Origin of the sequence: Paenibacillus sediminis (genome assembly GCF_017873765.1) — a bacterium.
GTDB classification, from domain to species: Bacteria; Bacillota; Bacilli; order Paenibacillales; family Paenibacillaceae; genus Paenibacillus_AG; species Paenibacillus_AG sediminis.
In genome coordinates this window covers 360,591-383,333 of record NZ_JAGGKP010000001.1, presented here as the reverse complement: position 1 = coordinate 383,333, position 22,743 = coordinate 360,591, and the positions used below count along the sequence as shown (strand labels likewise).

Genomic DNA, 22,743 nt, shown 5'->3' with positions numbered 1-22,743 from the left:
ACGCACCTTTGGAATATTTGAGGTAATCCACGTTTACACGTTATGTCCTAAGGCAGGCATCGCTTGTGAGGAGAAGTTGATCGTCTCAAGCATATTCAGTACAGCCCGCACAGTATCAAGTGATGTCATACATACAACACCGTTCTCAACCGCTTCCCGGCGAATTCGGAAACCGTCACGCTCTGGCATTTTCCCTTTCGTTAGTGTGTTCACTACTAAGTTCGCTTGCCCACTGCGAATGAGATCCAAGATGTTCGGCGATCCTTCACTGAGCTTGTTCACCGTTGTGACCGGAATCCCTGCCGCTTTAAGCGCTTCTGCAGTGCCGCCGGTCGCGATAATTTTATAACCGATTCGATCGAAGCCTTGGAGCAGTTTCACAGCTTCTGCTTTGTCTTTATCTGCAATCGTTGCGATAAGGGAACCTGTAGCTGGAATTTTCATTCCTGCGCCGACAAGCCCTTTATACAGAGCTTTTGCATACTGCGCGTCTCGGCCCATAACTTCTCCCGTCGATTTCATTTCAGGTCCGAGTGTAGGCTCTACTCTTCTCAGCTTAGCGAAGGAGAATACCGGAACTTTCACAGATACATGGGCGCTTTCTGGCCATAAACCTTCGCTGTATCCAAGGTCTTTCAGCTTTTTGCCCAAGATCGCTTGTGTCGCGAGATTTGCCATCGGAATATTTGTTACTTTACTTAAGAATGGCACCGTTCTTGATGAACGCGGGTTCACTTCGATAACGTACACTTTATGTTCATAGATGACGAACTGGATATTGACTAGCCCCACCGTCTTCAGTTCTTTCGCAATTTTGATGGTGATGTCAACAATGCTTTGTTTTAGCGATTCATCCAAATGCTGCGGCGGATATACGGCAATCGAGTCACCAGAGTGGACACCAGCGCGCTCAACATGTTCCATAATACCTGGGATGAGAACCGTCTCACCATCACAGATCGCGTCTACTTCCACTTCCTTGCCGAGCATATACCGGTCAATGAGAACCGGATGATCTGGGTTAATATTGACCGCTTGCTCCATGTAGCTGAGCAGTTCGTCATCCGAGTATACGATCTCCATCGCACGTCCGCCCAGCACATAGGATGGACGAACAAGTACCGGATAACCGAGCCCTTGAGCAGTACCAACCGCTTCCTCTACTGTCGTTACAGTGCGGCCTTGCGGCTGTGCAATGTTAAGGCGAGTAAGCAGCGCCTCGAACCGTTTGCGATCTTCCGCTTCATCTATGCTTTCTAGGCTCGTTCCTAGAATGTTCACACCCGCTTTGCTGAGCGGTTCCGCTAAGTTGATCGCTGTCTGACCGCCGAACTGTACGATGACCCCAACTGGTTTCTCCTGTTCGATGACGTTCATAACATCTTCGAAGAACAGCGGCTCGAAGTAGAGCCTGTCGGATGTATTAAAGTCCGTAGATACCGTCTCTGGGTTGTTATTGATAATGACTGCCTCATAACCTGCTTTTTGAATAGCCCATACTGCATGTACTGTAGAGTAGTCAAACTCAATCCCTTGACCAATCCGTATTGGACCGGAGCCGAGTACGATAATCTTTTCTTTCGGTGTATGGATGACTTCGTTTTCCGTCTCGTAGGTCGAGTAGTAGTATGGAGTGGAAGCTTCGAACTCTGCCGCGCACGTATCGACCATTTTGTATACAGGCTTAAGTCCTTTTTCAAATCGGAAGCTTCGAACTTCAGCCTCTGTCGTATGTCCCCCGTTTGGTTGCCCTTTAGCGCGAAGCTCAGCGATGGCACGGTCTGTAAAGCCCAGCCGTTTCGCTTCGTACAAAGTATCATACGTGAGACTTGGTTCAGCTGCAATTTTCGTTTCGAATTCGATAAGACCTTCAATTCGGGCTAAGAACCACCAGTCGATCTTCGTTAAGTCTTGAATTTCCTGCAAAGTATAGCCTCTGCGGAATGCTTCAGCGACTAAGAAAAGACGCTCATCGTCAGGCTTATTCAGACGCTGTTTAAGCAGTTCATCATCCAAATTTTCCGCTTCTTTTAAGTATAATCGATGTACTCCGATCTCAAGTGAACGGACCGCTTTGTGGATAGACTCTTCGAAGGTACGGCCAATCGCCATCACTTCGCCGGTTGCTTTCATTTGCGTACCGAGTTTACGGTTTGCACTTACGAATTTATCGAAAGGCCAGCGCGGTATTTTGCTGACCACATAGTCGAGTGTTGGTTCAAAGCATGCGTATGTTTGACCCGTTACAGGGTTCACAATCTCATCAAGCGTATATCCAAGCGCGATTTTCGCAGCCATTTTCGCAATCGGATAACCCGTTGCTTTCGAAGCAAGCGCTGACGAGCGGCTTACCCGCGGGTTCACTTCGATAACATAGTACTGGAAGCTGTGAGGATCGAGCGCGAATTGGACGTTACAACCGCCCTCAATATTGAGTGCGCGAATAATTTTCAGTGAGGCAGAGCGCAGCATTTGATACTCCCGATCAGACAATGTCTGGCTCGGCGCTACGACGATGCTGTCTCCAGTATGGACACCAACAGGGTCGAAGTTTTCCATGTTACATACGACGATGCAGTTATCGTTCGCGTCCCGCATCACTTCGTACTCTACTTCTTTCATACCGGCAATACTTTTCTCAATGAGGCATTGGTTAATTGGGCTGTATCGAATCCCTGAAGCAACCGTCTCTAGAAGTTCTTCTTCATTCGCACAAATTCCTCCGCCTGTACCCCCAAGTGTATACGCAGGACGTACGATGATTGGATATCCGATTTCATTAGCGAATTGCACCGCTTCTTCAACAGTTGTAACGATGGTGCTCTCAGGTACCGGTTGATCAAGTTCTCTCATCAGTTCCCGGAACAAGTCGCGATCTTCCGCTTTCTCAATGGAAGTTAACTGCGTTCCGAGGAGTTTCACATTTTCACGTTCCAAGACACCAGCTCGAGCTAATTCTACCGCCATATTAAGACCCGTTTGACCTCCTAACGTTGGCAGAAGGCCATCAGGACGTTCCTGACGGATGATATTCGTTACAAAGTCTAACGTAATCGGTTCGATATACACTTTGTCAGCCATATTCGTATCCGTCATAATCGTAGCTGGATTGCTGTTAATGAGGACAACTTCAACGCCTTCTTCTTTCAATGCTTGGCACGCTTGCGTACCAGCGTAGTCAAATTCAGCAGCCTGACCAATCACAATCGGACCTGAGCCGATAACGAGAATTTTTTTAAGGTTCGTATTTTTAGGCATATTAAAAGTCTCCTTTCACAGCGGCCGCGAGTATCGCTTGGCGAGGTTTCTCTGGGTGTTGATTTTTGTGATCACGAATCATTTGCAGGAATTCATCGAACAGATAACTGTTATCAAAAGGTCCTGGAGCTGCTTCCGGATGATACTGTACTGTAAACGCCGGATATTTCTTATGTTTCAAGCCTTCGATCGTCTTATCGTTATTGTTGATATGCGTAATTTCTAACTCGGTGTTCGCAATCGATTGTTCGTTCACGGTATAACCGTGATTTTGCGATGTAATATAGCAGCGGCCTGTTCTCAAATCTTTAACTGGATGATTGCCGCCACGATGTCCGAATTTCAATCTTTCCGTATCTGCACCGCAAGCGAGCGCAAACAGCTGATGACCTAAACAAATGCCGAAGATCGGATATTCACCTAGCAGCTCAGAAATCATTTTCACCGCGTGGGGTACATCTTTAGGGTCGCCAGGTCCGTTAGACAGTTGAATGCCATCAGGGTGCAGCTTGCGAATCTCATCGGCAGTAACATCATGTGGAACGACTACGACATCGCATCCACGCTGTGTAAGCTCGCGCAGAATTCCGCTTTTCGCACCAAAGTCAACGAGGACAATCCGTTCTTTAGCGCCTGGGCTGCTGTAAATATGCTTCGTTGATGTGCGGGCCACTTGATCTCTTCTCAAATCTGTAGAGAGCAGCATTTCTCTAAGCTCTTGCTCAGATTTTGTTGAAGTCGTAATGATCCCTTTCATAGTGCCATGATGGCGGATAATTCTTGTTAACATCCGTGTATCGATATCACTGATTCCTACAATGCCGTATTCTTTAAGCAGATCGTCAACGCTGTACTGAGCTCTCCAGTTGCTTGGAACAGTCTCATGCCGACGCACAACAAATCCGTGAACGGAAGGTGCTACTGATTCGAAATCGTCACGCGTAATGCCGTAGTTCCCAATCAGAGGATAGGTCATTGTCACAATCTGACCGCAGTATGATGGATCTGACAGTACCTCTTGATATCCTGTAATCCCTGTATTAAACACGACTTCCCCTGTCGTTTCACCTTCTGCGCCGAAGCTTTTTCCCGTAAATAGTGTTCCATCTTCTAATAACAATCTCGCCTGCATCCGATTCACTCCTCCGTGTTTACATCATTTCTGATCTATAAATCAGGTAACATCTGTATGGTTTCTTATTTAGTAAAAGTCGTGTGAGCAGCCGCTTCTGACCATACTACCTGGCCGTCAACCAGCGTCATTACAGGCCAACCTTTAAGCTTCCAGCCCGCAAAAGGTGTATTCCGACCTTTCGTTGCAAACTGTTCAGGATCTACGACTTTTTCTTGATTTAAATCGATGATTGTAATGTCAGCTGGCGCACCCGGCTCGAGTCTGCCTGCTTCCAGTCCGAATACTGCGGCAGGATCAGATGTCATTCGTTTAACAAGCATCCCTAAGGACCACTGGCCAGATAACACAAATTTGGTATAGAGTAACGGAAATGCGGTTTCAAACCCAACGATGCCAAAAGGAGCTGCCTCTATTCCGCGCGCCTTCTCTTCGGCGCTGTGCGGAGCATGATCTGTTACGATGATGTCAATCGTTCCATCTTCAAGCGCTTCAATGCATGCCTTCACGTCACGAGGCGAACGAAGCGGCGGGTTCATTTTCCAGTTCGCATCAAGACCTGGAATATCTTCGTCAGATAGAAGAAGATGATGAGGGCAAACTTCTGCGGTGACGTGAATGCCTAGCTGCTTCGCCTGCCTGATCAGCCGGATGGATTGCTCCGTACTGACATGGCACACATGGTAGTGAACCCCTGTCGCTTCAGCCAGCAAGATGTCACGGCCTACATGAATCGCTTCTGATTCATTTGGTATGCCTTTTAACCCATGTTTTCTCGTAAACTCGCCTTCTGTAAAAAACGCGCCTTCAACGAGTGAGTTATCTTCACAGTGCGCGATCACCGGCATATTTAGCAGAGCGGCCTTCTTCATGGCATCCTTCATCATCTGCGCACTTTGCACACCCACTCCGTCGTCCGTAAATCCGATGACTCCCGCTTCTTTAAGCGCCTTAAAATCAGTCAATTGCTGTCCGAGCTCACCAACCGTAATCGCACCATAAGGAAGTACTTTCGCATACCCCGCTTGCTTTGCCTTTTCTTTCACCAGCCCAACTGTCCCCGGGTTATCGGTGACTGGGCGAGTGTTGGGCATGCTTGCAATCGTTGTGTATCCGCCTTTTACCGCTGAGCGGGTTCCCGTCTCGATGGTCTCTTTATGCTCGAAGCCCGGCTCGCGCAGATGAACATGCATATCGATAAATCCAGGCGTAACGAGCTTATTCTGTGCATCCAGAACCATGTCTGTCTGATCGGTCCACTGACTTAAATCGTTATTCCCATCAACAATTTCTTTAATTTTGTCATTCTCAATGATGATATGTTTAACGGTAATTTCTCCGCTCTCACTTAGGACGTTGGCATTTTTAATAATTTGGATCAACACATTCCCCTCCGCTCTCTCTATTCGCATGTATACAATTAAAGCTTCATCGCTCTTTCCATAACCGCCATCCGAATCGGTACTCCGTTCGACATTTGGTTAAAGATGCGGGATTGCCCGCTCTCTACAACTGCGTCATCAATTTCTACATTTCGATTGATTGGAGCAGGATGCATAATAATCGTATGTTTGGCTAATGTAGATGCTCTGTCTTCAGTAAGACCATAATGTATCCGATATTCTTCAGGTGATTTGAACAGATCCCCTGTATGACGCTCCAGCTGTACCCGGAGTATCATGACAACATCCGCAACTAACGCTTCTTCCATAGAGACGTATGGAGCTGAATCTGCAAGCTCTGGTGCCCGCATGCTAGGAGGTGCGCAAAATTGTACCTCCGCACCGAACTTCTGAAGCGCCCATAAATTCGAACGGGCCACCCTGCTATGTGCTACATCTCCGATGATCGATACCCGAAGCCCTTTTAAATCACCAAACTGTTTCTTCATCGTATAAAGATCGAGCAGCGCTTGCGTCGGATGTTCGTTATTTCCATCGCCTGCATTTATGAGTGGAATGGAGACAGCCTCTGCTATTTCAGGCAGTAGTCCGATCGGCTTGAGTCTAATGACGCCAGCGTCAATGCCCATTGCTTCTAAAGTCCGAACCGTATCCATAATAGACTCACCCTTGGCAACGCTTGATGCTGCCGCTGCAAAGTTCAACACCTGTGCTCCGAGCCTTTTCTCAGCCATTTCAAAAGAGAATCTCGTGCGTGTGCTGTTCTCAAAAAACATGTTAGCAACAAAGCGTGACTCTAAGATTGGAATCACTTTGTGCGGCTCAGATTCCCAGTAAGCTGCACGGTCTAGCAGGGAGCTGATTTCGCTTCGGCTTAATGGTTTAAGACCAAGAAGACTGCGTTCTTTCAAGCTGGATGTTGTCGTGATCATGTTCATTCCCCCCGTTTTTGTGCGATTCGCACTTCATCGATACCGTCAATTTCCTTGAGGGCAACCTCGACTTCTTCCATTCGGGAGGTTGGAACATTTTTACCGATATAATCCGGCCGGATAGGCAGTTCGCGATGTCCTCGGTCAGCAAGAACAGCGAGCTGAATCATTTGCGGTCTTCCGCAGTCCATCAGTGCATCCATAGCAGCGCGAATCGTTCTTCCCGTGTAGAGCACGTCATCGAACAAAATTACTTTTTTATTGTTAATAGAGAGATCTGCAGCATTTAATTTCAGCGGTGAACCATTCTTCTCGCTTCCATCTGTCTCTATGTCATCTCGGTAATTCGTAACATCAAGCTCACCGAAAGGAACTGGAGTACCTTCAATTTCATTGATGCGTTCAGCGAGCCGTTCAGCCAAGTAGACTCCGCGAGTACGAATGCCGACTAGAATACAATCTTCGATGCCTTTGTTCTTTTCTAAAATTTCATGCGCAATTCTGGTCAACGCTCGGCGGATCGCCATTTCGTCCATAATGATGTGCACTTCTGTGCTCATAATTTGAAGCCTCCTATGACTATTGATTGCACCTCGTCCCGTGTAATAAAAAAGACTCCCTGCCCGTATAGGCAAGGAGTCTTATGTCGTAGAGATATACTAAGACTGTCTCTATAGGTTCACCAATCTATTCGCCAGCAGCGAATTTCATTTGCAGTGAACCTCATTCACGTTACCTTGCCAGCCTCACGGGACTGATTTAAAGGTGCTATTTGATTTATAAGAATTATGACAGATAGCAGACTCCTTGTCAACACCTGACAAGCCGGGTTAAGTAAAAATCAATATTCATATGAAGATTTCAAAAAGCGAGGACAGATTGCAACTTTTCATCTGTATTAATAATTATACATAAGTTGTGTATAATTATCCACATTATTTTTTATCCTCTCTATTTATCAGCTTCTTAGAATCAAAGCGCCACTCGAGATAAATGATTAATCGTCCACAAAAAAAGCATCTCCATTCTTATACAAGAATGAAGATGCTGTATGTTCAAGCCATATTAAAATTCAAATTGCACATCACTAAGACGGCGTTTAATTTCGGAAATAACGCGTTTTTCGTCCTCGATCCCGTTTGCAACAAATGTAACCGAGAAACGAACGAAATGACCTGCGTCATCCCATGGAACCGTGGAAATAAGCTTCTCACGAATGAGATATTGCGAGAAATCTTCTGCAGTTTCAAAACGTTGACCGCCGACAATCCCTTTAGGAGCTTCAACGTATAGGAAGAAGGAGCCTTTCGGTTTTTCCGCTTTGAAGCCAAGTTCATTAAGTGCAGCGACAAGCAAATCGTGACGACGGGAATATTTCTCAGCAATTTTCTCCGTAATTTCCGGATGAGCAAGCCCATAAGCAGCTGCTTTCTGAATAGCGATAAATTGTCCAGAGTCATTGTTATCCTTCACATCGCCAAACGCTTTAACAATAAGCGGATTTCCCGCTACAAAGCCGATCCGCCAACCTGTCATATTGTATGATTTAGACAACGAATGAAGCTCTACCCCTACATCCTTCGCACCTGGTACGGACAAGAAGCTAAGCGGTTTTTCACCATCATAAGTTAGAGCTGCATAAGGAGCATCATGAACAACGACTACGTTATTCTTCTTAGCCCAAGCCACAACTTTTTCGAAAAATTGGACTGTTGCACTTGCACCTGTCGGATTGTTCGGATAGTTCAAATAGAGAAGTTTTGCACGTTTGCAAATGTCCTCTGGAATGGAATCGAGGTTCGGCAAGAAGTTGTTTTCTTTCGTCAATTGTACGTTATATACTTCACCGCCAAGATATTTGGTGTGCGTACCCATTACTGGATAACCAGGTACTGTCATAATCGTTACATCGCCTGGATTAATAAATACAGATGGAAGCATAGCAAGCGCCGGTTTGGAACCGATCGAATGCAGCACTTCTGTCTCTGGGTCAATGCCCTCTACACCAAATACTTCTTTCAAATATTTAGCGGCAGCTTCTTTAAATTCAGCAATGCCGTTGTCTGCATACCCGCGGTTTTCCGGTTTAGCTGCTTCTTCAGCCAGCTTAGCGACAATACCCGCATCTGCCATTTCATCAGGTTCACCAACACCCATGTCAATGAGTTCTACGTTCGGGAATGCTTCTTTGGCAGCTCTTTTTGCCCGTTTAATTTTCTCAAATTTATAGATAGCTGTGTCTTTACCATAATTTGAACCGCCGATTCGGTCCGCGAAATTCGATTGAATGTATGTTTCTTGATAACGTTCAATGCTCATTCTAAAATTTCATCTCCTAATCTTGCAAAATTCTCCCCCTAAATATGAAGGAAAGACATCCTTTATGGAATGGACTAATTCGCCTAACATTTGTACTTTACACACTCAGCGATTGCGAAGACTGGTCAAAACCTCTTCCATATCACTTGGAAGCGGAGCCGAAAATTCCAAATATTGTCCGCTTGTCGGATGATTGAAACCAAGCACCTCCGCATGCAGAGCCTGTCCGTCCATCTTAATTCCTTTACTTCGTCCATATACAGGATCGCCAACGAGCGGATGACCGATAAACTTCATATGGACGCGAATTTGATGAGTACGGCCGGTTTCTAGCTTCAGCTCAACTAATGTATAATCTGACAAACGCTCCAGTACTAAGAAATGAGTGACTGCGTGTTTGCTGTTTTTGTCCGTCACGGTGTATTTCTTACGATCAAGTGGATCACGTCCAATGGGAGCATCAATCGTCCCTTGATCATGCGTAATATTGCCATGAACAATCGCGATATATTTTCGAGTTACCGAATGTTCTTTCAGCTGCTCGGCAAGTGAGGCATGCGCTTTATCATTTTTGGCGGCCATTAATAAGCCTGAAGTATCCTTATCAATTCGGTGTACGATGCCCGGACGAAGTTCTCCGTTAATTCCTGACAGATCCTTACAATGATACATTAAAGCATTGACGAGCGTACCAGACGTGTGACCTGGAGCAGGATGCACGACCATCCCGCGGGGCTTATTAACGACGATTACATCGCTGTCTTCATATACGACTTCCAGCGGGATATTTTCAGGTACAATTTCTACACCGGTTGGTTCAGGTATCGTTAATTCAATGAAATCGCCCTCTGACAATTTGTAGTTTGCCTTAACTAGAGAGCCGTTAACCTTAATGTGTCCATTCTGAATCCACAGCTGAACTTGCGACCTGGATACATCTTCCATTGCTTCAGCCACATATTTATCAATCCGTTCTTTCACATACTCTGCGGTGACGGTCCACTCTAATGTATCACGCTCGAGAGCTTGTTCTTCCATCATTATGCGTTCTCCTCTTGCTGTTTTTCAGTTACACCTTTCTCCTTCTTTTCACGTTGACCCTGAATAAGCGCCTCAAGGAAAATAAGTATTACCCCAATGACAATGGCAGAATCTGCAATGTTGAAAATCGGAAATGTGTAGCTGCCAAAATTAAATTGTAAAAAGTCAACTACTTCACCTGTAAGTGCACGGTCCAAAAAGTTGCCAATCGCTCCCCCGAGAACGAGTCCTAATGCTGTAGGCAGCAGCTTGTTCGGAGACGACTTCACCTTTTGTAAATACCAGACAATGCCGGCCACCACTACAATGGTAATAAGAATAAAAAACCATCGTTGATTTTGTAAAATACTGAAAGCTGCTCCGCGGTTTCGATATGATGTAATGAGGAAAAACTGATCAATCACCGGGATTTGTTCACTTAACTCGAGTCTGGTCGCAATTAAATATTTCGTTCCTTGATCAATAAGAAATACAATGAGCGCAATTAAATAATAAATCATTAGCAGCTTGTCACCTCGTTTTTCATGTCACCCGCCGAATGCGGCATATTTATCCTGTTTTCGAGCCTCGTTTATTGTAGCATAGCCATTCGGAACACGTCCATTCGAAAGCAAGCATCCATTATACCGAAAGGATTTTCCTTCTCTAAAAATAACGGGTTTGGCACAACCTACAGAAGAGACGAGTTCACTCTTCGAAAGAGAAGAAAGGAGCGTATACGATGCACCATCTATCTCAAGAGCAAATCAACATGCTAAAAACATTACTGGTAGATGAGAAAAAAGATCTTGAAAACCGTATATCTGACAATGAACACTTTGGACTCGGAGAGTCTATGCGGGATGAGTCCGGCGAATTGTCACCCATCGATAATCATCCAGGCGATTTAGCTACTGAAATGTATGAACGGGAAAAAGATATTGCACTGCTTGAGCGCAGCGAAATTCAATTGGAACGGATCGATGCTGCACTGGATCATATGTCCGAAGGAACTTATGGTATTTGCGTTACGTGTCATAACCCCATCCCATATGACCGGCTGCTTGCTATGCCATCTACAATGTATTGCAAGGAGCACTGTCCGCAAACGATCGTCTCTGAACGTCGTCCTATTGAAGAACAATTTCTTGCTCCGCCATTTGGACGAACAAGCTTAGACGAACATGAAAGTCAGAACGGATTTGATGGTGAAGACGCTTGGCAAATTGTCGAACACTGGGGTACTTCCAATACGCCTGCCATGGCTGAAATTCCAAATCCCGAGGGCTATGATGCTATGGAAATGGAAGCAGGTGATGATCTTGATGGCTTCGTGGAACCTTATGAAAGCTTTGTTGCAACCGATATGTTCGGTAAAAATGTTACTGTCGTCCGAAATCGCCAGTATCGTAAATATATTGAAGACCATGAAGGAGACCCGCTGCTTGAACCTGATAAGCATTACGATTAATAGGTGTCGAGCTCGAGCTGCCTTTTTACAATCCGTACAATATCGGCAATATAATCTCCGATGATGGGCAAATTAAGCGCTCCAAGCACTTGAAGAACATAAACAATCGTAGCTGCAAAAAATGTAAAACCGATCGCAATTCCAACACCGCGAGAAGTGCCTGCAAGTAAATTGATCCATATTATTTTCCACGGACTGTACAGAACTTCAGTTAGTTCTGCGATTCGTGATTTTTCTAATTGTTGAGCCCATTTTACAGTCAATGAATGAACTTCTTGCAGCTGTTTTTCCACCTTTTGCTCATCCAATTTGTCAGGCGTCCTATCAGCCATAACGAAAACCCCATCCCATGTGGATTCATTAGTGATTAGCAAAACAAACGAGCCCGTGAGCTCGTTTGTTTTGTTGTTCTTTATTTAATTATATCCGCTTAGGCTGATCACCATGCAAATTTTTACACCTCGATATGAATGCCGATTGATTTGCTGCCGAGGTCGACACGTTCCATCGGCTCTTTCACTCCGAAGGATACTTCATTCACAAGTACATTTTCTCGCAAAACGGCATCAAATGCTTCAATCGCTGCCTTCAGCTCCGCATCAACATCGAGTGTTAGATTAACGTAGCGTTCGATCGGCAGATCAAGCTTTTTACGATAGTCTTGAACGGCGCGAACGACTTCACGTACCCATCCCTCTTGTTCAAGCTCAGGCGTAATATCCGTATTCAGCGCAACGGTTAGGCCATATCCAGAAGCTGAGGCAAAACCGGATTTCGCTTGTTTGTCTACAAGCAGTTCTTCTGCTGTAATTTGAAGTTCTTCTCCTTCTGGGGAAGTCACCTGAATCGCTCCGCTTTCTACTGCCTTACGTGTTGCTTCACTTGGCAAGCTCTTCAAGAAGCCTTGGATGAAACCAACATTTTTGCCGTATTTCTTACCTGCTACTTTCAGATTGAGCTTAAGTGTAAAGTCCACAAATCCGCTGTCGCTCGTTTCTACAACGATATTTTTCACATTAATTTCGTCTTTAATGATCTCTTCATACCCTGACAGATCGAAATCGCGATCCATGGAAATGATGAGCTCGGAAAGAGGTTGACGTGTCTTAATGCCAGTCTCATTACGAACGTTACGTGCCAGCTCAACAATTTGGCGAGCGGTTTCCATATCTTGTTCAAGCGTCAGGTCAATCAGCGACTCATCTTCCTTCGGATAATCCGCTAAATGTACACTTTCGCCTCCGCCAAGATTTGTATAAATATCTTCAGATAACAGCGGTGTGAACGGCGCCATGAGCTTCGCTAGAGTGAGCAGCACATTCGTAAGCGTCTGATATGCGAACAACTTATCTTCATTAAGACCGCTACCCCAGAACCGGTCACGAGAACGACGAATGTACCAGTTACTCAGTTCGTCTACGAACGCTTCGATCGCTTTCGCAGAATTAAGGAAATCGTAATTAGCAAGTCCCTTATTCACTTGCTTCACTAGACTGTTCAAGCGGGACAAAATCCAGCGGTCCAATTTGTTATTAGACGGCTTAAATGGATGTTCTTCCGGCTTGTAACCATCAATTGTAGCGTATAGAGTTAAGAACGCATGCGTGTTAACGAGTGTATCGATGACTTTAGATTTCGCTTCGCCAACAATTCCTTTAGAGAACCGTTTGCTGTTCCAAGGTGCACTATCAGCTAGAAGAGCCCAACGGAAAGCGTCGGTTCCATATTCCTCAATAATATCCCATGGGTCGATGACATTGCCTTTTGATTTGGACATCTTCTGACCGTTCTCATCCAGCACGTGACCTGTGGAAATAACAGCCTTATAAGGAGCTCTGCCATTATACAGCGTTGATACTGCAAGCAAGCTGTAGAACCAGCCGCGAGTTTGGTCAATACCTTCACAAATAATATCTGCCGGATATTGCTCAGCAAAACGATTATCATCTTCAAATGGATGATGGTACTGCGCGAAAGGCATTGATCCGCTGTCAAACCATACGTCAATCACTTCAGATGTACGTTCCATAATACCGTCTTCGCAATGCGGGCAATGAAGCTTCACTTCATCCACGTAAGGCTTGTGCAGCTCTAAATCCTCGCTCACTTCACCGACTGCATGTGCTCTTAGGTCAGCATGGCTGTGCGGTGCATATTCACCTTTACACGAGTTACATACCCAGACGTTCAGCGGTGTACCCCAGTAACGATTGCGGCTAATGTTCCAATCCACAAGATCTTCGAGGAACTTACCGAAACGACCTTCTTTAATATGACCTGGGTACCAAGTGACCTCATTATTATTTGCGATCAACTGATCTTTTACAGCTGTCGTATTAATAAACCAGCTCTCCGTAGCGTAGTACAGAAGCGGTGATTTACAACGCCAGCAGAATGGATAGCTATGCTCATATTTCTCTTTGCTGTACAGCAGTCCTCTTTCAGATAACATTTTTACAATGTCAACATCGCAGTCTTTAACAAAACGACCCGCTAAATCTGTCACTTCATCTGTATAGCGTCCTTGCGCATTTACGACGCTAATGAAGCTGATGCCGTTCTCACGGCATGCTTTATAGTCGTCTTCGCCATGCGCTGGAGCCATATGAACGATACCTGTACCGCTGGAATCTGTAACAAAATCTGCGCCGACAATGAAATGACCGTTTTCCGGCTTAATGTAACCAAATGGAGCATCATATGTTTTGCCTACATATTCAGAGCCTTTATGAGTCGACAGCACTTCATAGTCGCCCTTCATGACATCTTCAACCAAGTTCTTAGCAACGACATATACGCCGTCCTCTTGTTTCACACGAACATAATCCATGTTAGGATTAACAGCAAGTGCCGCATGCGCAGGCAATGTCCAAGGTGTCGTCGTCCAAGCCAGTACATAGTCGCCGCTGTCGTGAAGTTTAAATTTAGCAGTCACACTTAAATCCTTCACATCTTCATAGCCTTGAGCTACTTCGTGCGAGCTAAGTGTTGTTTGGCAGCAAGGGCAGTATGGGCTTACGCGATGTCCGCGATAGAGCAGCCCTTTATTGTGAATGGTAGCAAGGATATTCCATACACTCTCAATGTAGTTGTTATCAAGCGTTACATACGGATGATCCAAGTCTGTCCAATAACCAATAGCTTCAGTGAGTTCACGCCATTGCTTCTCATATTCAAAGACGCTCGCTTTACATTTTTGAATAAATTTCTCGACACCGTAAGCCTCAATTTCTTGTTTACCTGAAATTCCAAGCTGCTTCTCGACACCGAGCTCTACTGGAAGACCATGTGTATCCCATCCCGCTTTACGAACAACACGGTAGCCTCGCATCGTTTGATAGCGACCGATAAAGTCCTTAATGACGCGGCCTAGAACGTGTCCAATGTGCGGCTTACCATTTGCCGTAGGCGGACCTTCATAGAATACGAAGTTCGGTTTACCTTCGCGGTTTTCAATGGATTTCTGGAATGTATGTTCTTGATTCCATTTTGCAAGAATTCGTTTATCGCGCTCGCGCGCTCTTTCTTTGACATCGACTCTGTTCAAAGTAATGACTTCCTTTCGAATATATGTTGACCCCCTAAATCAACAGTTGCTACCCCCTAAATCCCCCTACGCATATGCTTCCGATGCGAGTTTCCCTTTGGGAAACTTTCAGGGGACACCAAGGGCTTCGCCCTCTGGACACCCAAAAGACTGGCGCAAGGAGTTAATATGGTGCTTTATCTGTGACTTATGGCGGTGGTACTCGCTTATCCCTCAACATTATGAAGCCCTTCGGGCTCACAATGTGAGGCCGCTTTACTATCGCGCAATTCCAACTACTCACAGCAAATATAACTAAAAAACAAAAAAGCCTCGTCCCAAAAGGGACGAGGCTTGACTCGCGTTACCACCCTTGTTTCACCTCGAACATAGCGCGAAAAATAGCGATAGTGAGATGACACCTTAGTCCCATACAAATAAATGATAGTATGGGGTCGGTATAACGGCCGACATCCGATGATGCTTAGTCTTCCATAGAATTTCAGCATCATTTCTCCGGGATGATATTCGGTCATGTTCTGAACATTGGCTTGCAGCGATATGCCAACTCTCTGAGGAACAAAATCATGACGTACTGGTTCCCATCAATGAATCCTTCATTAAATTGTGCTTGAATATGATTATATTTATAACTTCTTTTCAAGCAAAAGTCAACTAGGACATCGTTTATCTTTAGTAAATTTCTTTCACTTCTGTTTTCTCAAGTGTCTCCCAGCCGTCTTGGTTAAGCAGTTCCAATTGTGCTTCGACAAGCGTCCGGAATCGAGTGCGGTAGATAGATGCTTGCTTCTTAAGCTCTTCAACCTCCATCGCAATTCTGCGGGATTTGGAGAGAGCTTCGTTAATAATGCGATCCGCATTTTTCTCGGATTCTTTAATAATGAGCTGAGCTTCCTTCTTAGCGTTGTTCTTCACTTCATCTGCAGCTTCTTGAGCTACAATAATTGTTTTGCTCAGCGTATCTTCAATATTAGCGAAATGATCCAGCTTCTCTTGAATCGCAATAAGCTGATTATGGAGTTCCTTATTCTCACGGATTACACTCTCATAATCCTTAATCACTTGATCCAAAAATTCATTTACTTCATCTTCATCATAACCGCGTATACGACGAGAAAATTCCTTATTATGTATATCCAGCGGTGTTAGTGGCATTGATGTGCACCTCCTAAGAATTTCAAAAACTTCCCTGCCGAGCAGCCAAGCATCGCTAGCTGCATTACGTGATAATCATTGAACAAAATTCTCTTATTATCACGACTACCGGTCTTGTCATAAAAAATGATCTTGATATTAAATTCGACAGGAAAGCCCTAATTCCTGCAAGCGAATCACACAAATTTACCAATTTTCACTCGATATCTTCCACGTTTCGTCAAACCATCAATTTCCAAAACTTTAAATCTGCCAAACCCTTGAAGTGATACAATATCTCCTGCTTTTAAATGTTTAGAAGGATCCTCTTCCGTCTTCCAATTGACACGGCATCGTCCTGCCTTAATTGGCAACAAAATTTTGCTTCTGCTTAAACGATACACGTCGCTTGCAATACCGTCCAAACGTAAAGAAGCCACCGTCAAATCCAGCGGCTCCAAGGCAGTATTACTCGTACGGAGTTCACTTATAGACAAAATATCGGTAAGTACAGAAACACGGTGAACTTGACGCAAATTAAGATCTAGAAAGGCGCTGATTTCTTGGGCAACAACTGCATGACAACCATCGTCTAATACATGAATGTCGCCAATTTTGGTACGCTTTATGCCTAGACCGAGAATAGCTCCCATATAATCTCCGTGATCCAGCTCAGTAAATTTCTGATCACTAGACGTAATACTGAGCACTGCAAGACCCATATCTTCGTCGTCTAATACACGATAATCCGGTGCGATTAACGCCCTTTTTCTCTCTGCGTCTTCATAACCTCCATCTAGACGGATTGTGACATCTGGATGACGATTCGCTAAAGTCTTTAAAATAAACGTTTGCCGCGGATCTAAAAAGTCCGTCAGCTTCACTTCGTGATACTCTCCTGCATTCACTACCCATTCCCACGCACGATCGACAAATTCACGCTCATCTGGATGAAAATGATCGTATATTTCCAGTTTCATAATCCGGCACCTATCCTAATAAATAAAAAAGCACAGTTCTTAAGCCTCGTTCTGCAAGCTGCAACACGAAGAGTGCAATGATGGGCGAAATATCAATAACACCCATAATAGGAGGGATAAATCGTCTAAAGAACGACAAATACGGTTCTACCAGCTTACCTAGATACTGACCAATAAAACTATCCCGTGCATTAGGCAGCCAAGAAAGCAGCACATAGACGATAATCATATAAGAATAAATTTGGGCCAAAAAACTAACGATGCTTATAATCAAGAACGGATCACCTCATTCTGTTGTAATCAATTTCTTCCGCTAAAATTTCTGAGATGGAACCTTGGATTTCAACGGTATCAGGAGTACATAGAAAAATGTTCCCGCCCACTTTGGAAATGCTGCCGCCTAATGCATATACTGTTCCACTTAAGAAATCAATAATTCGCATCGCTTGGTCATTCCGAATCCGCTGTAAATTGACAACCACACTGCGGTGGGAACGCAAATGATCAGCAATTTCCTGAGCTTCATCATATGAACGGGGCTCGTACAATACAACCTTCACATTTTTTTGCGAATGAATACTCACCACATTATTCCCTCTTTGATTTCTACGTCTTTCAAGCTCAGGAGTTTCAATTTCTTGATCCTCATCAGCAGAAATTTTTTCACGCTCAACAATTTCTTCTTCATCTTGTAACCCTAAGAAGTTCATCACTCGGTTCATTACGCTCATCGCGATTCCTCCTCTTTGCCAACTAGAATAGAACCTAGGCGAACCCATGTTGCGCCTTCTTCAATCGCGACTTCAAAGTCGTTAGACATGCCCATGGATAAATGCTTAAGCGGCTCACGTGTTAACCCCTGTGCATTTATTTCATCCCGAAGCTCCCTAAGTCCTTTAAAAACGGGCCTAGTCTCTTCTGGATTTCCTTCAAAAGGTGCCATAGTCATTAATCCTACAATATCGATGTGCGGAAAATTGCTAATTTTCTTTATGAACGAAGGCAGTTGTTCAGGGGAAAGACCGTATTTGCTTTCCTCTCCTGAAACATTAACTTGTACAAAAACTTTCTGTCTCAAGTCAAGTAGGGCCGCTTTCTTCTCTAATTCTTCAGCCAATGACATTCGATCGAGCGAATGTATATATTCAAATTTACCTATGACATCCTTTACTTTATTCGTCTGCAGATGTCCGATAAAATGCCATACTCCTCTATTCCCAAGTGCGTTCCATTTATGTTCTGCATTTTGCCAGCGGTTTTCTCCTATATGTACGAGCCCGTGATCAAGTACCGATTCAGTTGCTTCAAGCGATACATATTTGGTCACAGCGATAACCCGCACATCTTCTTTGGCTCTTCCTGCCCGCTGACAGGCTGCTTCAATGCGCTCTTTCACATGCTGTATTCGTGCTTCCAATGACAATGGAAGATTCACCTCTTCTCTATGCCGATCCAGCTTGCCATCCGCCCTGTTGTTCCTCCTTCTTTACGATACGAGAAAAAATAATCTGGATGACAATTTGTACACCACGTTGTACATTCGATATGAGTCGGCAATATTCCTCCTTTAATCATAATGTGTCGATTTAATTGTTTCAAGTTTAGCATACTTTTTCCACCTGCAACAGGCTGATAAAAGGCGGGTATATCTTTTTCATCAGCAGGAAACTCATCCAATAGCTCACGCACCCGGCTCATTACGACTTCATCTACTTCATAACAGCACTCGCCTATGGAAGGACCTATAGCGGCAACGATATCTTGCGGTGAGCTTCCGTACTCTTTCTCCATTGTATTCACCATACGGAGAGCTATTTTGCCAACAGTACCTTTCCAGCCCGCATGCGCTAGACCGACAACACTTTTTACCGGATCGTAGAAAAAAAGCGGCACACAGTCTGCGTAAAAAGAAGTGAGAAGCACTCCTGGTACATTGGTTACAAGTCCATCTGTATGTTGAAAAGCGGATTCTCGATTATCTCTGCCGCGTCCGCTATCTTCTTCCTTCACAACGGCAATTTCCGTGCCGTGAACTTGCTCTCCGCTTGTCCACGCATTCCAATCGAATCCTATAGTTTCAGCTAGCTTTTTACGATTCATAATAACATCGTTCGGATCATCACCAACATGAAAAGCCAAATTGAGACTTTCATAAGGTTTGTTGCTTACGCCGCCAATACGACTTGTAAAACCTGCGCTAATATTTGTATATGCATCACACCACGGCTGCAATTTAAATAATCCAGGACTTCCTTCTTTATGCTTCCAAACAAATGGTTCCATATTCCTTCACCTCTGCATTTAAGTGTACCACATAGGAACCAGAGCTGTGCAACTCTAATAATTACGGCGATTATCCCGATCTAACCGATCTTGTCGCTGCGAGTAATCAGTACTATCCCGCTCATCTAAACGTGCAGTTTTCACTTCCTCCATTCGAACAAGCACGACGTCAGAGCCTATTTTGACAATATTACTCCAAGGGATAATAAGCTCACTTCCCCCTCCGAACAGACCCATAAATTTGCCATAGCTAGGTACAACAATCGCTTCGATTTTACCTTGCCGCAAATCCAATTCCAAATCACTAACTTGCCCAAGTCTTTTTCCATCTACAATATTAATGACGTCCTTCGTTTGGAAATCAGAAATTTTCATCTCGCTCTCACCACATCATCCCTTAAAATTGTAGGCGCATCTTATCGTATGGTATGTCGGATACACTGGTATATGTCTAATATATGTGCCTACTAGGCAAAATGCGTTCTTTTTTCTGCAAAAGAAAAGCGACTCCTCTCGGAATCGCTTCTAGGGTACATCATTATGATTTCACGTGTTTTTGCATTTGCAATATCGCAGATTTCTCGAGTCTTGATACTTGTGCTTGGGAAATGCCGATTTCATCCGCCACTTCCATTTGCGTCTTGCCTTCGAAGAAACGCATGGACAAAATCATTTTTTCCCGTTGATTCAATTTTCGCATCGCTTCACGCAGTGCAATTTCTTCGATCCAAGACACATCTTTGTTCTTATCGTCGCTAATTTGGTCCATTACATAGATTGGATCTCCGCCATCATGGTATATCGGTTCAAACAACGATACTGGGTCTTGAATCGCATCGAGCGCGAATACAACGTCTTCCTTCGGTACATTGAGCGCTTCAGATATTTCAAAAATAGTCGGTTCTCTTGAGTTTTGATTCGTTAGGCTGTCACGCACTTGAAGTGCTTTATAAGCAATGTCTCTTAGAGAACGTGATACTCGAATTGGATTATTGTCTCTTAAGTAACGGCGAATTTCACCGATAATCATCGGAACAGCATAGGTGGAAAACTTCACATTTTGGGACAAATCAAAGTTATCGATCGCTTTCATCAATCCGATACAGCCTACTTGAAACAAATCATCTACATACTCTCCTCGATTGTTAAACCGTTGTATAACACTGAGTACAAGCCTCAAATTGCCATTCACTAATTTCTCTCTTGCTGCACGTTCATTATTTTGTTGTAGGGACAAGAACAATTCACGCATTTCGGCATTGGTTAGAACAGGCAGTTTTGCGGTATCCACACCACAGATCTCGACTTTGTTTCGGGTCATCGTGACTTACCTCCCAAGGAGAAACATTAATGTACATTATCTCCGCGGGCTGTCTTTTTATTCCTCAGGGAAGCGCTCTATCATTTCCTCAATATGCCAATCTCTCTTAGACCATTTTATTAAATTCTTTACGAAGTCTTTTTATAATTCTCTTCTCTAACCGAGAAATATAAGATTGTGAAATGCCTAATAAATCAGCGACATCCTTTTGTGTCTTCTCTTCTCCATCGACGAGTCCAAAGCGCAGCTCCATAATCATTCGTTCCCTCTCGCTTAACTTATCAAGCGCCTTATGAAGGAGTTTTCGATCAACCTGCTCTTCGATATTGCGGTATATCGTATCATTTTCAGTACCAAGCACATCAGACAGAAGAAGCTCATTTCCATCCCAATCAATGTTAAGCGGTTCATCAAAGGATACCTCGGTTCGTATTTTACTGTTGCGCCGCAAGTACATTAATATTTCATTCTCAATACAACGGGATGCGTAAGTTGCTAGTTTTATTTTTTTCTCAGGGTCAAATGTATTAACAGCTTTAATCAAGCCTATGGCCCCGATCGATACTAGATCTTCAATATTGATGCCGGTATTTTCAAATTTTCTCGCTATGTACACAACAAGCCGCAAATTGCGTTCGATAAGCATCGCACGAATAGCAGAGTCTCCAGACGATAATTTTTGCAGTAAATATTCTTCCTCTTCACGCGTTAGAGGGGGCGGCAACGCTTCACTTCCGCCAATATAGTATATTTCTTCACTCTTTAGTCCTAGCAGGAACAACAAACGGTAGTACTGAATTTGCACTATGAGCTTCCATTTAATAAGCATACACTAAGCCTCCTATAACACGTTTACCGAATTGTGATGTGACTTCATGTTTTTGGTAATGGATTCACCTTGATCCATATTTTCGATAAGAGCTGGATGAATGATCGCTTGATACGCTCCTTCAGCAGAAAGCTTACCGCCATCCAGACCGATTAACACTTTACTGTGATAAGCACTTTTCCCATCCATCGTAATAACCACTTCATCCGGCTTCAAAGCGAGCATAAACTGCGTTCCTTTATTAATACCCCGGTAAGGAACTAACCGCAGTCGATCCTGCCATGGAAAACCGCCTTCAGGTAGTTCCATAATCAGGTTGTCCGGCTGGACTTTAGCTAACTTCCCTTGCCAAGCAGCAGGCAGAAATGCTTCCCAAAGTATGGACTCCATGACCATAACTGGAGTTCGTGTAAGCGGATCTGTCAATTGGTTTCCCGTATCAATTAGCCCTGTACACTCCACCTCTTCTCCATCGATACGAACCCTCACCTGTGCTGCAAAGGATAGCATTTGCTCCTTCTTTCGGCGGGATGAATGAACTGCTTTAAACCAGAAAATGACGATAAAGAACATAATAAAAACAAACCAGAAGCTCATTTTCAGCTCAAAGCTTAAACCTCCGGACTGTGAAAACCAAATTCCATTAAATAGTTCGCTGCTGCTCTGCATAAAATAATGAATACCGAGAATTCCTCCGGCCGCTGCAAAATTGACAATATAAAATGCACCCATATTGCGCGCATAGTTTTGAAGACTTCCAAAGCCAAAGGCAATCCATATCATCATGACGGAAAGAGCGAACTTAATGAATATAGTGAACATAAAAGAAAGTTCGGGGACAAACATCATCACAACATATAAAGCACCCACGACAGATGCTATTAGAATCCGCCATATGTTTGGCTTTTGTTTTCTCATCCACGCTGTAATGAAGAGAAGAGTTCCGTCGATGAGCAAATTAGTAATAAAAATAAGATCCAAATAAACGACCAGGAGGCTCACCCGCCAACTTTCAAATCTTCTAAGCGTAAGGAGATATAAAGATATTATTAGTATAGGAAGGTTGCTTGGTAAAGTCTGTCTAAACATGGGGGGATGAAGGTAACTTTTTTTG

At 44.1% G+C, this 22,743-nt stretch carries 21 protein-coding genes and 1 other annotated feature; of the genes, 1 reads left to right on the top strand and 20 read right to left on the bottom strand.

The annotated features are described in order from the left end of the window. Positions 1-33: 33 nt before the first annotated feature. The 8 genes from carB to lspA form a co-directional block, all read right to left on the bottom strand. The gene (gene carB / locus J2Z20_RS01755) at positions 34-3,258 is read right to left on the bottom strand and encodes a carbamoyl-phosphate synthase large subunit (RefSeq protein WP_209844775.1); all 3,225 of its coding nucleotides are present in this window, start codon (positions 3,256-3,258) and stop codon (positions 34-36) included. Position 3,259: 1 nt separating this feature from the next. After that, positions 3,260-4,390, bottom strand: coding sequence for a carbamoyl phosphate synthase small subunit (locus tag J2Z20_RS01750; RefSeq protein WP_209844768.1), 1,131 nt, complete (start codon positions 4,388-4,390; stop codon positions 3,260-3,262). A gap of 65 nt (positions 4,391-4,455) precedes the next feature. Continuing rightward, positions 4,456-5,769, bottom strand: a complete 1,314-nt coding sequence (locus J2Z20_RS01745) for a dihydroorotase (protein WP_415639991.1) — start codon at positions 5,767-5,769, stop codon at positions 4,456-4,458. 41 nt (positions 5,770-5,810) lie between these two features. Then, a complete protein-coding gene (locus J2Z20_RS01740; protein WP_209844763.1) occupies positions 5,811-6,725 on the bottom strand; it encodes an aspartate carbamoyltransferase catalytic subunit in 915 nt (304 codons plus the stop codon). Between the two features lie 2 nt (positions 6,726-6,727). Continuing rightward, complete coding sequence (pyrR, locus tag J2Z20_RS01735) at positions 6,728-7,285, bottom strand: bifunctional pyr operon transcriptional regulator/uracil phosphoribosyltransferase PyrR (protein ID WP_209844761.1); 558 nt, start codon at positions 7,283-7,285, stop codon at positions 6,728-6,730. A 505-nt stretch (positions 7,286-7,790) separates the two neighbouring features. Then, on the bottom strand, positions 7,791-9,044 hold the full coding sequence (locus tag J2Z20_RS01730) for an LL-diaminopimelate aminotransferase (RefSeq protein ID WP_209844759.1): 1,254 nt from the start codon (positions 9,042-9,044) through the stop codon (positions 7,791-7,793). A 105-nt stretch (positions 9,045-9,149) separates the two neighbouring features. After that, a complete protein-coding gene (locus tag J2Z20_RS01725) occupies positions 9,150-10,082 on the bottom strand; it encodes an RluA family pseudouridine synthase (RefSeq protein ID WP_245251831.1) in 933 nt (310 codons plus the stop codon). Between the two features lie 2 nt (positions 10,083-10,084). After that, positions 10,085-10,585, bottom strand: coding sequence for a signal peptidase II (lspA, locus tag J2Z20_RS01720; RefSeq protein WP_209844754.1), 501 nt, complete (start codon positions 10,583-10,585; stop codon positions 10,085-10,087). A 221-nt stretch (positions 10,586-10,806) separates the two neighbouring features. Between lspA and J2Z20_RS01715 the strand changes: the two genes are divergently transcribed. Further along, positions 10,807-11,535 carry a TraR/DksA C4-type zinc finger protein gene (locus J2Z20_RS01715; protein ID WP_209844752.1) on the top strand — a complete coding sequence of 243 codons (729 nt, stop codon included), beginning with the start codon at positions 10,807-10,809 and terminating at the stop codon, positions 11,533-11,535. Here J2Z20_RS01715 and J2Z20_RS01710 read toward each other — a convergent pair. From J2Z20_RS01710 to spoIIGA, 12 genes are all read right to left on the bottom strand, one after another. After that, positions 11,532-11,867 carry a DUF5665 domain-containing protein gene (locus J2Z20_RS01710; RefSeq protein ID WP_209844750.1) on the bottom strand — a complete coding sequence of 112 codons (336 nt, stop codon included), beginning with the start codon at positions 11,865-11,867 and terminating at the stop codon, positions 11,532-11,534. The two genes, J2Z20_RS01715 and J2Z20_RS01710, sit on opposite strands and share 4 nt — an antisense overlap. Before the next feature lie 122 nt (positions 11,868-11,989). Continuing rightward, positions 11,990-15,082, bottom strand: coding sequence for an isoleucine--tRNA ligase (ileS, locus tag J2Z20_RS01705; RefSeq protein ID WP_209844747.1), 3,093 nt, complete (start codon positions 15,080-15,082; stop codon positions 11,990-11,992). 319 nt (positions 15,083-15,401) lie between these two features. Next, positions 15,402-15,679: a binding site (T-box leader), on the bottom strand. A 75-nt stretch (positions 15,680-15,754) separates the two neighbouring features. Next, positions 15,755-16,237: a DivIVA domain-containing protein gene (locus J2Z20_RS01700; RefSeq protein ID WP_209844745.1), complete on the bottom strand. Its 483-nt coding sequence runs from the start codon at positions 16,235-16,237 to the stop codon at positions 15,755-15,757. Between the two features lie 176 nt (positions 16,238-16,413). After that, a complete protein-coding gene (locus tag J2Z20_RS01695; protein ID WP_209844743.1) occupies positions 16,414-17,196 on the bottom strand; it encodes a YlmH family RNA-binding protein in 783 nt (260 codons plus the stop codon). Positions 17,197-17,206: 10 nt separating this feature from the next. Beyond that, positions 17,207-17,470, bottom strand: a complete 264-nt coding sequence (locus J2Z20_RS01690; RefSeq protein ID WP_280921718.1) for a YggT family protein — start codon at positions 17,468-17,470, stop codon at positions 17,207-17,209. A 7-nt stretch (positions 17,471-17,477) separates the two neighbouring features. Then, a complete protein-coding gene (locus tag J2Z20_RS01685; protein ID WP_209844741.1) occupies positions 17,478-17,927 on the bottom strand; it encodes a cell division protein SepF in 450 nt (149 codons plus the stop codon). After that, a complete protein-coding gene (locus J2Z20_RS01680) occupies positions 17,924-18,619 on the bottom strand; it encodes a YggS family pyridoxal phosphate-dependent enzyme (protein ID WP_209844738.1) in 696 nt (231 codons plus the stop codon). The genes J2Z20_RS01685 and J2Z20_RS01680 overlap by 4 nt, the downstream gene beginning before the upstream one ends. 8 nt (positions 18,620-18,627) lie before the next feature. Continuing rightward, positions 18,628-19,479, bottom strand: coding sequence for a peptidoglycan editing factor PgeF (pgeF, locus tag J2Z20_RS01675; protein ID WP_209844736.1), 852 nt, complete (start codon positions 19,477-19,479; stop codon positions 18,628-18,630). Positions 19,480-19,533: 54 nt separating this feature from the next. Next, on the bottom strand, positions 19,534-19,854 hold the full coding sequence (locus J2Z20_RS01670) for a YlmC/YmxH family sporulation protein (protein WP_209844734.1): 321 nt from the start codon (positions 19,852-19,854) through the stop codon (positions 19,534-19,536). Positions 19,855-20,017: 163 nt separating this feature from the next. Beyond that, complete coding sequence (gene sigG, locus J2Z20_RS01665; protein ID WP_209844732.1) at positions 20,018-20,800, bottom strand: RNA polymerase sporulation sigma factor SigG; 783 nt, start codon at positions 20,798-20,800, stop codon at positions 20,018-20,020. A 106-nt stretch (positions 20,801-20,906) separates the two neighbouring features. Beyond that, on the bottom strand, positions 20,907-21,629 hold the full coding sequence (gene sigE, locus J2Z20_RS01660; protein WP_209844730.1) for an RNA polymerase sporulation sigma factor SigE: 723 nt from the start codon (positions 21,627-21,629) through the stop codon (positions 20,907-20,909). Positions 21,630-21,641: 12 nt separating this feature from the next. Beyond that, entirely contained in the window at positions 21,642-22,622 is a 981-nt protein-coding gene (gene spoIIGA, locus J2Z20_RS01655) for a sigma-E processing peptidase SpoIIGA (RefSeq protein WP_209847161.1), read from the bottom strand. Between the last annotated feature and the right edge of the window lie 121 nt (positions 22,623-22,743).